The organism is Nostoc sp. (genome assembly GCF_036919495.1).
GTDB lineage: Bacteria > Cyanobacteriota > Cyanobacteriia > Cyanobacteriales > Nostocaceae > Nostoc.
Genome location: NZ_JBALBZ010000150.1, coordinates 1 through 13,177, shown reverse-complemented (window position 1 = coordinate 13,177; position 13,177 = coordinate 1). Strand labels below are relative to the sequence as shown.

Below are 13,177 nucleotides of genomic sequence, written 5' to 3'. Positions count from 1 at the left end.
ACCAATGACTAATGACTAAATATGCAAATCCCCCGCCTGCACCCAGATACAATTGAGGAAGTTAAACTACGGGCTGATATTGTAGATGTCGTCTCGGAATACGTAGTCTTACGCAAACGTGGGAAAGATTTCGTCGGTTTGTGCCCCTTCCACGATGAGAAATCCCCCAGTTTCACCGTCAGCCAGACTAAGCAAATGTACTATTGCTTCGGCTGTCAAGCCGGAGGAAATGCCATTAAGTTTGTCATGGAATTGGGAAAACGTTCTTTTGCTGATGTGGTGTTGGATTTAGCACGGCGTTACCAAGTACCTGTGCAAACGCTAGAACCCGAACAACGTCAAGAATTACAGCGTCAGCTATCTTTGCGTGAGCAGTTATATGAAGTTCTGGCTTCCTCAGCACAATTTTATCAACACGCCCTCAGACAATCACAAGGGCAACAGGCACTTCAATATTTGCAATCTAACCGCCAATTCAAAGAAGAAACAATACAGCAATTTGGTTTAGGTTATGCCCCCGCAGGTTGGGAAACTCTCTACCGTTATCTAGTGGAAGATAAACATTACCCAGTACAAATACTAGAAAAAGCAGGATTGATTAAGCCACGGCGGGAAGGAGGCGGTTATTATGATGTATTCCGCGATCGCTTGATGATTCCCATCCGTGATGTTCAAGGGCGCGTCATTGCCTTTGGTGGTAGAACCCTGACTGATGAGCAACCTAAATATCTGAATTCACCAGAAACGGAGCTTTTTAGTAAAGGCAAAACATTATTTGCCCTCGATCAAGCCAAAGGTGGGATTTCTCAACTCGATCAAGCCGTGGTGGTAGAGGGATATTTTGATGCGATCGCTCTCCACGCTGTTGGTATTAATAACGCCATCGCCTCACTTGGTACAGCCTTAAGCTTAGAACAAGTCCGGTTAATATTACGCTACACCGAATCGAAACAATTAGTACTCAACTTTGATGCTGATAAAGCCGGAACCAATGCCGCCGAACGGGCGATCGGTGAAATTGCCGAACTAGCATACAAAGGCGAAGTTCAGCTAAAAATTCTCAATTTACCCGATGGTAAAGATGCTGATGAATACTTGCATAGCCACACCCCAGAAGATTATGGAGAACTGCTAAAAAATGCGCCACTTTGGTTAGACTGGCAGATTCAGCAAATTATTCAAGACCGCGATTTAAAACAGGCTACTGATTTTCAGCAAGTAACTCAGCAATTAGTCAAATTACTTAAAAATATAGTTAACAGCGATACACGCAACTATTACGTTTCCTACTGTGCAGAAATACTCAGCTTAGGAGATACCAGACTTATACCCCTACGAGTCGAAAATCTGTTAACTCAAATTGCTCCTCCTCCGGCTACATACTCTAAACCTGTGTCAGCGAAAAAAGCATGGGGGGGTGGGGGTAACAAAGTTTCCCACTCTCCACTCCCCACAGAACGCAGCCTTTTAGAACATGCAGAGGCGTTATTGCTGCGAATTTACTTGCATTGTCCCGAACAGCGTCAAGTGATTATTGACGAACTAGAGGAGCGAGATTTGCAATTTAGTCTTTCCCACCACCGATTTTTATGGCAACAGATATTAGAAATTTCATCCGTTGATGGAGAAACAAAAAATTTTGCATCTCCACCAGATTTAATTTCCCGCCTGCAAGACCAGTTTTTAGAATTTGGCAGCGAGATGGGGTTAATTTCCCATTTATTTCATGTGGATGAAAAAAATCAGAAAGAAATACTTCGGACTCCGCAAGTAGTTCAAGCTGCGATCGCTTGCATGGATTTAGTGATGCTTGAAAAACGCTATCGCCACTTTTTGGAACTATGGCAACAAACCGATCCCGAAGCTGAACCAGAGCGGTATCAATCTTATTATCAGGCTTTCTACGCCGAAAAAATCAAGCTTCAAAAGATAGACCGACAACGGTTATTTTCCATCACCGAGTTGTTATAGCCTCGCCCTTACCCCCAACCTAACTCTTGATTAGAAATGACTTTTCATTCACCTTATGTAGAAAAGAACAGAGCGAAACCTAACCCCCTAGTCCCATTCCCTACAAGGGAATGGGGAGAAAATTCAAAGCCTCTCTCCTCTTAGGAGAGAGGTTTTCCATTTAAACACTTAACAAAGATCAGCGATCGCGTTTAGCAGAACGGCGCGATGCCGACGAACGTGCACCAGGCTTATCGCCATTCGTAGCCGGTGGCGCTGCCTTACGTTTACCCGATGTCTGTGGTAAAGGTTTAGGAGTCCGAGCCGGACGCTGATCGCGTTCGGGTTTGGCTCTGTGTTGCCGTCCATTTGGGATTGGTTCGGGGTTGGTATCGGGGTTGAGCGCAAAACCAGCCACTACTTCCCTTGGCAAGCGCTGCTCAATCAGTTTTTCGATATCTTTCAATAGAGGGTATTCATCGACTGACACCAGCGATACCGCTTCACCTGACGCGCCGGCGCGGCCAGTGCGCCCAATGCGATGAACATAATCCTCCGGTACATTGGGTAGATCGAAGTTAACTACATGAGGCAGTTCGCTGATATCAAGACCCCTAGCAGCAATATCTGTCGCCACCAATACCTGTAAGCTGCCATTCTTGAACTTTGCCAGAGCATTAGTCCGCACCGGCTGGCTCTTATTCCCGTGGATGGCCAGTGCTTGAATGCGGTCTTCGCCCAACTGCTTAACCAAACGGTCAGCGCCGTACTTAGTGCGGGTGAATACTAGCACTTGATACCAATTATCTCGGCGAATCAGGTGAGCAAGTAATTGACGTTTCTTGTCACGGTCTACGTGGTAAATTTTTTGAGCGATCGTCTCGGCGGTAACGTTGCGGCGTGCTACCTCAATCATCGTCGGGTTATTAAGCAGCCCGGCGGCGAGTGCCTTAATTTTGTCCGAGAAAGTAGCGAAAAATAGCAAATTTTGTCGCTGTTTGGGCAGGAGTGAGAGAATGCGGCGGATATCATGAATAAAGCCCATGTCCAGCATCCGATCTGCTTCATCCAGAACCAAAACCTCAATATGCGACAGGTTCAGCGTCCCTTGCTGTACATGGTCTAACAGTCGCCCTGGAGTAGCGACTAGAATATCTACTCGGTTCTTCAAACGCTGTTTTTGCAGATTAATACCGACTCCGCCGAACATCACCATCGAGTTTAGCTGCAAGTACTTACCATATTCGCGCACGCTTTCTTCCACCTGTGCAGCGAGTTCACGAGTCGGGGTGAGAATCAGCGCCCGGATCGGCGGGTATCCCTTATATGTACCTTTGATGCTCTTGTCAGACGACAACCGATGCAGAAGTGGTAGGGTAAAACTAGCGGTCTTTCCAGTACCAGTTTGTGCCCCAGCTAGCAAATCCCTACCCGACAAGACGGCAGGAATCGCCTGTATCTGAATTGGCGTGGGTTCGGTGTACCCGCGTTCGGTAACCGCACGGATAATTTCATTGGACAAGCCGAGAGTAGAAAAAGACATAAAACTCCAAAAATAACATCGGCCTGTCGCCAATGGCGGCGTCAGTCTTAGGCGGACGGATTAAAAAGCGTTGAAAAGCTGATGGGCAATAGCGCAAAGACTGAAGAGCGAGTGCCGCAATTCCACATTTTAACAGATTGTAGTCCATTGTGTGGTTAACAGTTGCTCTAATTCAGCGTTGTGTTAAATTAGCATTACTTGGAATGTAAAGTGTTGAACAATTAGGAGAAATTCGTTATCGCAATCCAAAAGCAACTGATTAATTCACAAATCAAGTCACCTAGCGTCTTCTTGATTGACCATGAGAATAACAATCGTGGTCTGATCGACACCAATGAGGCGCTACAGCTAGCCGAGAGCTTAGAGCTTGACTTAGTTGTAGTCTCCCAAGGCAAAGAGGCTCCAATAGCCAAGATTCTTAATTATGGCAAGCTTCAGTATCAAAAGAAAAAACGTCAGAGCCAGAGTGCTAGACCCACGGTAAAAGAAGTTCGATTTGGTCTAAACGTGGGCGTAGCTGATTACAATTTACGCATCCAACAAGCAGGTGAGTGGTTGAGTAAAGGCGATTCAGTCAAGTTTGCCATCCGTTTACGAGGCCGAGAACATCAATATCGTGACAAAGCAGGAGAACTGCTAGACCGAATTGCAAATGATCTCAGTCAAGTAGGTAAAATCCAGTCGTTGGATAAACGCGCACTAGTTGTTCAAGTGATTCCTGCCTAGTTAATCTTGCGATCGCTAGAGGATATATTTGTAACAGCTTGTAAGGAACGAAAAAAGCTGGAGGCAGGCAACACTGTAGCTTCTATGGAAAAAACATTGAGATTATCCCCACTAAAGGTAGCAAGGGGATTTTTTCGCTGTGCATCCACTAGCACTTGCACAGAGCTACACTGGAGATGAATATGGAACCTTAAACCAGTGAGGGATGCCATAACCCCAAGTACTGGGGCATAGAAACATTTCAGATCCTTTGTACAAATATTTATTTCTGCAAGCCGCACTGACATTTAAAGGTGCGGCTTTTAGATTTCTCTAATGCGCTTCACATATTGACCGAACAAGTACCGGGAAATAGCTAATCTAATCGGCGCATTTATTGATTAGGTGTGTCAAGGCATCAATCAGGCGATCGCTTTCCATTGGTATAATGTCCTCTCCATGCATCACATTTTGAGTGATATGAAAATGCACCAATGCTCCTATGAGAATTCTCGCTGTTGCCTCTGGGTCAGGTATCTTTAGTTCAGGAGCCGCAAAGTACTGAGTCAGAGTTTCTGCTACTGGCTTAATCATCGCCTGAACACAAATTTGAGCTAACTCAGGAAAACGCCCAGATTCTCCGATTAGTACTCGCATAAATGCACTATGTTCTTTGTCGTTAAGCATCTGCTCTAATGCTTTGGTTGCTACCTGGTGCAGTATGGCGGCTGGTTCTCCCTCAATAGGTTCTGTGCCAAAAATGGAGCTGTTCTTTTTGCTTGCCAGTTGCTCTAACAGTACTTTAAAAAGTCCTTCTTTATCTTGAAAGTGGCTGTAGACTGTCGCTTTAGAAACACCTGCTGCTACTGCTACCCGATCCATACTTGTGCCAGCATAGCCATGTTGAAGGAATTCTTGCATTGCCCCTTGCAGAATTTGCTCCACTTTATCAACGGAATTGTCTCGATCAACTTCGTCAGCTTTGATGCGTACCATGTATTAATCATCCTTTCTTATAAACAATATTAATAGATGCTGGAAAATGCCCCAGTCCAAAATGGCGAAAATAAATAGACCTCTTGCAAAAGTCCCTAACACCCCACCCCCAACCCCTCCCCGCTTTTCGGGAGGGGAGACAAAGCGTAGCTTTGGCGGGGTGGGGTTCTTTTTTTTTGATTTATGCAAGAGGTCCAAGGGAACTCCAAAAAATAAATTATCCCAATTTCTGGACTCAACACTACTGTTTTTCCCCCTGCTCCCTGCCCCCTGCTCCCCTGCCCTAAATGCGATGGGATATTTTTTTAGTTGGAAGTCCCTAATATATCCTTCCTTGAAGGAGGCAGGGGGCAGGAATAGCATTCTGCTGCATAATGCCGAGTAAATTGATTGACAAGTTTAGTTGTATCATATTGACTAAACTAGTCAGTTTAGTTTAGCATGAATTGAACTGGACAGTTTAGTACAAGTTGCTACTGGTGGTAAGGGAAAAATAGTATGGAGCAAAACAGGAATTCAGAGGGTTTAAGGTCTTCTCAGAATCTTGTGCGATCGCCTGTTCTACTTGCAATAATTACAGCTCTAGCAATAGGCGGAATCAGTGTTTATGCTGTGATGAAGTTCCAGACTATAGCTAATGAGAAACAAAAAATCCCAGTAGCAGTTCAGCCTGTAGTAAAAACAGTAACAGCATTAGGGCGGTTGGAACCAAAGGGAGAGGTAATAAAACTGTCAGCGCCTTCTACAACTGGTGAAGGAAATCGGGTAGAGCAACTATTGGTGAAAGAAGGCGATCGCGTCACAGCAGGGCAGGTAGTTGCGGTTATGGACAATCGCGATCGCCTACAAGCTAGTTTGATTGAAGCACAAAAACAAGTTCAAGTTGCCAAATCTCGCCTTAACCAGGTAAAAGCTGGAGCCAAACAAGGAGAAATTGGAGCGCGTCAAGCTACGGTGAATCGTTTGCAAGTAGAACTAGAAGGAAATATTAAAACTCAGCAAGCCACAATTAATCGTATAGAAGCAGAACTCCTTGGGCAACAACGCAGCTTGCAAGCAACAGTGGCTCGCGTCGCAGCCGAGAGACGTAATGCCGAAGTTGACGTGCAGCGCTACGAGGCTTTATATAAAGCAGGAGCAATTTCTAGCCAGGAAGTTGATAGCAGACGCTTAAATGCCGAAACTTCCACTCAAGCGTTAATTGAAAGCCAAGCCACCCAGACAAGAACTGTAGCTACCCTACAACAGCAACTTAAGGAAGCAAAAGCCAACCAAGATCAAACCCTCGCCAGCTTGCAACAGCAGATTAACGAAGCAAAAGCTAACTTGAATCAAACTGCTGAAGTCCGTCCAACAGATATAGCAAACGCACAAGCAGAGGTAGACAGCGCTCAAGCCACGGCAGATAAAATTAGAGTACAACTGGCGCAGGCTTATGTTGTGGCTCCTAAAGTCGGTCGAATTTTGGAGATTAATACACGAGCCGGAGAAACTGTTGGCAATGAAGGAATTGTGGCTCTAGGCCAAACCGACCAGATGTATGCAGTAGTAGAAGTATACCAAAGTGATATCAAGAAAGTGCGTCCGGGACAGGATGTGCGGGTAAGTAGTGATTCCCTACACCATGAATTAGAGGGAAGAGTGGATTGGATTGGTATGCAGGTAAAGCGGCAAAATCTGATCAACGCTGATCCCTCTAGCAATATTGATGCCAGAGTAGTGGAAGTGCATGTGCAACTGAATAAACTATCTAGCCAAAATGCTTCTAGCTTAACTAATTTGCAAGTCAAGGCGGTAATTGAACTGTGATTGGATTTATCCAGCAACTGCGGCGGCGAACGCCTTTAGGATGGCTGCAACTAAGTCATGAAAAAGGCCGTCTTTTAGTAGCATTGTCAGGTATTGCCTTTGCCGATGTTCTGATGTTCATGCAGCTAGGGTTTCAGACTGCCCTGTTTGAAAGTAATACAATCCTGCATCGCAGTATGCAGGCTGATATGTTTGTCATCAGTCCCCAAGCACGTAACCTAGCAAATATGTCTAGCTTTACGCGGCGACGGCTGTATCAAGCAATGGATGTACCAGGTGTAAAGTCGGCAGAAGGAATGTATATTAACATTGTTGATTGGAAAAATCCCCAAACACATCAGAAGACGACAATATTAGTTATGGGGTTCAATCCCGATCGGCAAGTGTTTAACTTAGCGGATGTGAATCGCCAGCTAGATGCTCTTAAGCTACCAGATACCGTTTTGTTCGATCGCGCCTCTAGAGGAGATTACAATGATGCGATCGCTAAAATTGACCAAGGTAAAACTGTCACAACCGAAATAGAACGCCGGACAATTACCATTAGCGGCTTATTTTCAGTCGGAGCTTCCTTCATAGCCGATGGTACTTTAATCACCAACGACCAGAACTTTCTGCGACTATTTCCCAGACGAGAAGCTAGCGGTGTCAGTCTAGGTTTAATACAACTACAACCAGGCTACGACCCAAAACAGATGAAAACAGCTTTAGAAGCTTATTTAGATAATGATGTTAAAGTTTTAACCAAAGCAGAATTTATCGAATTTGAAATAAATTACTGGAAAACAAATACTGCTATCGGCTTTATCTTCAGCCTGGGTGTAGCAATGGGGTTTATGGTAGGCGTGATTATCGTCTATCAAGTTCTTTCTACAGATGTGAATTCCCATATAAAAGAATATGCGACTTTCAAAGCAATGGGATATAACAATCTTTACTTATTAGGTGTGGTGTTTGAAGAGGCAATAATTTTGGCAGTTTTAGGCTTTATTCCAGGAGCGATCGCACCTTTAGGACTTTATCATTTAACTCGTAATGCTACCAATTTACCACTTTATATGACCGTAGCACGAGCTTTGACGGTATTAACTCTGACTATGATTATGTGTGTAATTTCTGGTGCGATCGCCACCCGTAAATTACAGTCAGCCGATCCCGCAGATATGTTTTGAAATTAGTCCTTTGTCATTAATCATTTGTCATTTGTTACTCAAAAGGACTAATGACTGCGGACAAATGACAATTATCACGAGTAATCGAGCTATTTATGACTAGCAAACCCGTCATCTCTGTTAAAAATCTCGACCACTATTTTGGTCATGGTCAACTTCGCAAGCAAGTTCTTTTTGATATCAACCTCGATATTAACGCTGGCGAAATTATTATTATGACTGGGCCTTCTGGTTCTGGTAAAACTACACTTCTCACTTTAGTCGGCGGCTTGCGTTCTGCTCAATCCGGCAGTTTGCAGATATTGGAACAAGAACTGTGTAGCGCTAACAAAGCACAACTTACCCAAGCGCGACGCAATAACGGTTATATTTTCCAAGCGCACAACTTGCACGGTAGCCTGACAGTACTCCAGAACGTCAGAATGGGGTTGGAAGTACATAATAATATTTCCCCGGCAGAAATGAAAACCCGGTCAGCCCAAATGTTAGAGGAGGTAGGATTAGGGCATCGCCTGAATTATTATCCTGATGATTTATCTGGGGGACAAAAACAAAGAGTTGCGATCGCTCGTGCCTTGGTCGGTCGTCCTAAAATTGTCTTAGCGGATGAACCCACCGCCGCCCTTGACAGTAAATCGGGACGAGATGTGGTCAACCTCATGCAGACCCTAGCCAAAGAACAGCATTGTACTATTCTTTTAGTTACTCATGACAATCGCATTCTAGATATTGCCGATCGCATCGTCTACATGGAAGATGGCAAGTTAATAAATGACACTGCTGTTGTTGCAGCCGGTTAAGTTGGTTCTCCTCAAGATTTTTTATTAAGAAAACAGGCAGAAAACGGTGTTTGATTATTTTGCTCAAAAATAGCCTCTGTAATTTCACTAATGCCAATGTAGCGAATCATCTGCTAGAGATTTGAAAGGTTTACTGTTATATAATCAATGCTTGCCAGAGTTTGGAGTGCATCAATTGTGGGCATCGATGCCGTAAAAGTCGGCGTAGAAGTCGATGTGTCAGGGGGATTACCGGGAATTGTTGTCTTGGGACTGCCAGATTCAGCGATTCAAGAATCACGAGAAAGAGTTAAAGCAACGCTGAAGAATGCAGGTTTCGCCTTTCCCATGCGAAAAATTGTAATCAATTTAACTCCGGCAGATTTACGGAAAGAAGGTCCCTGTTTCGATTTGCCTATTAGTGTGGGAATTTTGGCGGCTTCTGAGCAAGTTAGCGCTGATTTGTTAGGGGATTATCTATTCTTGGGCGAAGTCTCTCTAGATGGCAGTTTGCGTCCGGTGGCTGGTGTTTTGCCGATCGCAGCAGCAGCCCAAAAGATGGGAATTGCAGGTTTAGTAATCCCTGCTGATAATGCCCAAGAAGCAGCAGTGGTTCAAGACTTAGCTGTTTACGGCTGCAAACATCTGTCTGATGTGGTGGATTTTTTAAATAATCCGGGGCGTTACAAACCTGTGCAAATTGATCGTACAACAGAAATAGCAACAGTATCTTACCCTGGCACAGATTTACATGATGTGAAAGGACAAGCTCATGGGCGTCGTGCTTTAGAAATTGCGGCGGCTGGTGGGCATAATCTAATTTTTGTCGGTCCGCCTGGTAGTGGAAAAACCATGTTAGCACGGCGCTTACCAGGAATTTTGCCGCCCCTAAGTTTTACCGAATCTTTAGAAGTGACTCGGATCCATTCGGTGGCTGGTTTATTGAAAAATCGCGGTTCCTTGGTACGCGATCGCCCTTTTCGCAGTCCTCACCACTCAGCATCCGGGCCTTCTCTCGTTGGTGGTGGTAGCTTTCCTCGTCCTGGGGAAATCTCATTATCTCACAGGGGTGTGCTGTTCCTGTTTTATATACATTAACTATCTATTCAAAAAAACAACAACAACATCACCACTAATCGTGTAAACTTGCTTTCAAGTAAGTTATTCATCCTATTCACAGTATTCATAGTGGCTAAAGTTCTGGAGTCAGTACAATGCCTACCGCACGGTAAAGAATTAGTTCGGTGGCATCTGGTGGATGATAATTATCAGGTTATTAAGCCTGTTGAGCGGTTTCTGCGGTTTAAGCAATTAGGCGGTTCTGCTGTCGGAACAATTAAGACATACGCAGAAAAGCTCAAAGATTTCTGGAAATATCTAGACATAAAAATGCTTAACTGGCAAGACTTTAATCAAGAGAAAATGGCTGAGTTCGGCTACTGGTATTTAACTGGTGGGCTGCTGCTTGAGGAAAAGTTTGCCTCTCCTAACTCAGAAGATATCTTATCTCCACGTAACGAATCTACAGCGAACCTAGCATTGACTGCTGTGGTGCAATTCTATGATTTTCACATTAGTAATGGAACTATCGATAACAAGTATCTGTGGGAATATCGTAAACTCTATAGACAGAAACGAATTGGGATGTTTGCAGGCTATAGAAAGGAGTCACTTGTTAAAGTCAAATTGGTGAAATACAAGGAGCCACAAAAGTTTCCTGGGTGTCTAAACTCTGATCAAGTGCGTACCCTAATTAATGCCTGTTACCAAGATCGAGACAAGCTAATCCTTTGGCTCTTAGCTGATACTGGCATGCGAAAAGGTGAACTACTGGGGCTTCATTGGACTGATATAGATTGGAATGCTCGAACACTAAAGATAGTACGGCGAGACAATATTAATCATGCTTATGCTAAAGGTCGGGAACGCGAACTTTCTTTAGCTGGACTTATGACAAATCGAGAGTTTTGCAAAATCCTTAGTAAATACTCTGATATCGATTATCCCCATGATGTGGTCAAAAATTTAGGACATGACATGGTTTTCGTCGTCTTACATAAAGGTTCACCCAGTTACGGTAAACCATTAGAACCGCAAAATCTAAACAAGTTGCTAAAACGACTTCATCAAAAAACAGATATCGACATAACAAGGGTATATCCGCACTTGTTCAGGCACACCTTTGCAACTCACAACATTCGTAAGGGAAGGGAAAAAGGGCAAGATCAAGAGAAGACAGCAAAGAGTGTACAACGACAATTGGGGCATAAGTCAATCGCTACAACCTTAGATATTTACGAGCATTCCTTTGACGAGGCTGAAATGTTGAATGAAATGGAACGTATAACGGAAGGAAAATGACCCTAGCATTACAAGAGGCACAACTGTTTGAAATACTTTCTGATCCTGGAAATATAGCATCTACATATATCACTGATGTAAAGTTGCAACGAGATATCTGGAATATAGAGCAGGACTTACCTCTACTGAGAGAACAGGCACACATAAGCGGACGTAATACTATAAATTTTCAGAGAATTACTCTGGAGTGGTTGAAAGATTTACTTAAGCTGGCAGCACTTATTGCGGTCGGAAACCGACGATGGAGCCTAGCTAGGCTAGGTACTATTATTAGTGCAGTGAATAAATTTAGTGTTTGGTTGGTTAATCACGGGTATGTCACACTATCTGTCTTAAATGATCAAGTTGTGCAAAAGTGGGCACAAAGTGTAACCGAAGTTAATAAAGGTGCTGTTTTAGGATTCCTTTCTGTACTAAATGAACTAGGTTGTATTCAGTTTAAAATTCAATGGGGTTCGCGATCTGATAAACAAGCGAAATCTCCTAACATTATCCCAGAGGAGGTTAAACATAAAATTGATCTAGCTTTGGGACAACTAGATAAACCTATGTATCTCATCTTCAAGTTACATGAGGCGTTGGGAACTAGAAGTATAGAACTTGCTAAAATTCCTTTGGATTGCTTAAGGACACGCAAGGAGATACACCGAATCCGTCTGTGTACAGGCAAACAAAATGACATAGAACAAGAGCAAGACATACCTGAAGAATTGATACCGCTAGTGCATCAACAACAGGCATTTGTCCGGGAGCATTTTGGGGACACATTCCCGTGGTTGTTTCCCAACTGGAGAAGCCGTAGACCAGGGTTTAACAGTAAAGGTTGTAAAGGTTGGCCACTCACTTTTAAATACCATCAAGAGCAAATTATAAAAATAGATAAAAAACTTAATCAGCTACTAAAATCGCTTATTAAAGAAAACGATATTCGTACTAATGATGGCAAACTGGCGTATGTAACGACTCATATGTTTCGACGCACTTATGCAACAGTAGCTGATCGTATGGGTAAACGCCCAGATTTAATTCAGCATGGGTTACGACATACTAATCCTGATATGCAGGATTCCTATGTTCACGTTTCACCACAACAGCAGGAAAAGCGTATAGAGAGAGTGCTAGTAAACAAAGATGGAGAACGGACTGCTATTTATTCCACAGACCAAGATAGTGAATTCATTCGTGAAGAATGGACAGCTAGACAGGTGGAACTAGGACTTTGTACTCGATCTGAAATTAAATTTAAAGAATGCCAGTATGAATATGTATGTTTAGGTTGCGAACATATTCGTTTTTCACAGGAGCATTTACTTAAATTAATAGAGATAAAACAGGCGAACCAACAGTTATTGGATAAATGTCTGGAGAACAATCAATCAGACAGTCGTCGCGCTAACAGCGCTCGTCAATTCATCAATATTCTCAACCCTATCATTGTTAGCTTGCAACAGTAAAATAAATACATAATGAGTCAAAGAAAAGCTCAACCTGCGGGTGTAAATTGCCCATACTGTGATAGTTCTAAAACTATTAAAAAACAAAGACTTCAAGAACGCAAACATGGAATTGTCCAGCCATGCTTATGTAAGAAATGTCGCAAGAGCTTTACTTTGGGCAGTAAGAAAACTCAAGCTCAACCTGCGGGTGTAAATTGTCCATACTGCGAGAGTTCTGAAACTATTAAACATGGAAGCCCTACAGAACGCAAACATGGAATTGTCCAAAAATGCTTATGTAAGAAATGTCGCAAGAGCTTTACTTTGGGCCGTAAGAAAACTCAAGCTCAACCTGCGGGTGTAAATTGTCCATACTGCGAGAGTTCTGAAACTATTAAACATGGAAGCCCTAGAGAACGTAAATAT

General features: G+C 43.4%; 11 protein-coding genes and 2 pseudogenes. 9 read left to right on the top strand and 4 right to left on the bottom strand.

The genetic code is table 11. The features are described from left to right. The first annotated feature begins 21 nt into the window (after window positions 1-21). A complete protein-coding gene (gene dnaG / locus V7K25_RS21000; RefSeq protein WP_335160395.1) occupies window positions 22-1,971 on the top strand; it encodes a DNA primase in 1,950 nt (649 codons plus the stop codon). A 178-nt stretch (window positions 1,972-2,149) separates the two neighbouring features. Here the strand turns inward: dnaG and V7K25_RS20995 are convergent, their stop codons facing one another. After that, window positions 2,150-3,493, bottom strand: coding sequence for a DEAD/DEAH box helicase (locus tag V7K25_RS20995; RefSeq protein ID WP_335160394.1), 1,344 nt, complete (start codon window positions 3,491-3,493; stop codon window positions 2,150-2,152). A 237-nt stretch (window positions 3,494-3,730) separates the two neighbouring features. Here V7K25_RS20995 and infC point away from each other — a divergent pair, with 237 nt between their 5' ends. Continuing rightward, the gene (infC, locus tag V7K25_RS20990; protein WP_100899045.1) at window positions 3,731-4,219 is read left to right on the top strand and encodes a translation initiation factor IF-3; all 489 of its coding nucleotides are present in this window, start codon (window positions 3,731-3,733) and stop codon (window positions 4,217-4,219) included. On the opposite strand, the gene V7K25_RS20985 is transcribed toward infC, so the two are convergent. From V7K25_RS20985 to V7K25_RS20975, 3 genes are all read right to left on the bottom strand, one after another. Continuing rightward, window positions 4,216-4,431 (bottom strand): hypothetical protein, encoded by a 216-nt coding sequence (locus tag V7K25_RS20985; RefSeq protein WP_335160393.1) that lies wholly within the window; start codon window positions 4,429-4,431, stop codon window positions 4,216-4,218. The genes infC and V7K25_RS20985 overlap by 4 nt on opposite strands. Window positions 4,432-4,579: 148 nt before the next feature. After that, window positions 4,580-5,194 (bottom strand): TetR/AcrR family transcriptional regulator, encoded by a 615-nt coding sequence (locus V7K25_RS20980; protein ID WP_335160392.1) that lies wholly within the window; start codon window positions 5,192-5,194, stop codon window positions 4,580-4,582. Window positions 5,195-5,197: 3 nt separating this feature from the next. Further along, on the bottom strand, window positions 5,198-5,557 hold the full coding sequence (locus V7K25_RS20975) for a hypothetical protein (protein WP_335160391.1): 360 nt from the start codon (window positions 5,555-5,557) through the stop codon (window positions 5,198-5,200). Between the two features lie 135 nt (window positions 5,558-5,692). On the opposite strand from V7K25_RS20975, the gene V7K25_RS20970 reads away from it, so the two are divergent. The 7 genes and pseudogenes from V7K25_RS20970 to V7K25_RS20940 all read left to right on the top strand — a co-directional run. Further along, a complete protein-coding gene (locus tag V7K25_RS20970; protein ID WP_335160390.1) occupies window positions 5,693-7,003 on the top strand; it encodes an HlyD family efflux transporter periplasmic adaptor subunit in 1,311 nt (436 codons plus the stop codon). Then, the gene (gene devC / locus V7K25_RS20965; RefSeq protein WP_335160389.1) at window positions 7,000-8,175 is read left to right on the top strand and encodes an ABC transporter permease DevC; all 1,176 of its coding nucleotides are present in this window, start codon (window positions 7,000-7,002) and stop codon (window positions 8,173-8,175) included. The genes V7K25_RS20970 and devC overlap by 4 nt, the downstream gene beginning before the upstream one ends. A 95-nt stretch (window positions 8,176-8,270) precedes the next feature. Then, entirely contained in the window at window positions 8,271-8,975 is a 705-nt protein-coding gene (locus tag V7K25_RS20960; protein ID WP_335160388.1) for a DevA family ABC transporter ATP-binding protein, read from the top strand. Between the two features lie 147 nt (window positions 8,976-9,122). Next, window positions 9,123-10,037, top strand: a pseudogene (locus tag V7K25_RS20955) (YifB family Mg chelatase-like AAA ATPase); the annotation flags it as partial. Between the two features lie 105 nt (window positions 10,038-10,142). Next, complete coding sequence (locus V7K25_RS20950) at window positions 10,143-11,315, top strand: tyrosine-type recombinase/integrase (protein WP_335160387.1); 1,173 nt, start codon at window positions 10,143-10,145, stop codon at window positions 11,313-11,315. Beyond that, window positions 11,312-12,769, top strand: a complete 1,458-nt coding sequence (locus tag V7K25_RS20945) for a tyrosine-type recombinase/integrase (RefSeq protein ID WP_335160386.1) — start codon at window positions 11,312-11,314, stop codon at window positions 12,767-12,769. The genes V7K25_RS20950 and V7K25_RS20945 overlap by 4 nt, the downstream gene beginning before the upstream one ends. Before the next feature lie 12 nt (window positions 12,770-12,781). Continuing rightward, window positions 12,782-13,177: pseudogene (locus V7K25_RS20940) on the top strand (hypothetical protein); the annotation flags it as partial.

Excerpts from the sequence above, each read along its gene's own strand:
- dnaG (WP_335160395.1), top strand. The coding sequence starts at position 22 with ATGCAAATCCCCCGCCTGCACCCAGATACAATTGAGGAAGTTAAACTA.
- V7K25_RS20995 (WP_335160394.1), bottom strand. The coding sequence starts at position 3,493 with ATGTCTTTTTCTACTCTCGGCTTGTCCAATGAAATTATCCGTGCGGTT.
- V7K25_RS20985 (WP_335160393.1), bottom strand. The coding sequence starts at position 4,431 with ATGGCATCCCTCACTGGTTTAAGGTTCCATATTCATCTCCAGTGTAGC.
- V7K25_RS20980 (WP_335160392.1), bottom strand. The coding sequence starts at position 5,194 with ATGGTACGCATCAAAGCTGACGAAGTTGATCGAGACAATTCCGTTGAT.
- V7K25_RS20975 (WP_335160391.1), bottom strand. The coding sequence starts at position 5,557 with ATGCTATTCCTGCCCCCTGCCTCCTTCAAGGAAGGATATATTAGGGAC.
- V7K25_RS20970 (WP_335160390.1), top strand. The coding sequence starts at position 5,693 with ATGGAGCAAAACAGGAATTCAGAGGGTTTAAGGTCTTCTCAGAATCTT.
- V7K25_RS20960 (WP_335160388.1), top strand. The coding sequence starts at position 8,271 with ATGACTAGCAAACCCGTCATCTCTGTTAAAAATCTCGACCACTATTTT.
- V7K25_RS20945 (WP_335160386.1), top strand. The coding sequence starts at position 11,312 with ATGACCCTAGCATTACAAGAGGCACAACTGTTTGAAATACTTTCTGAT.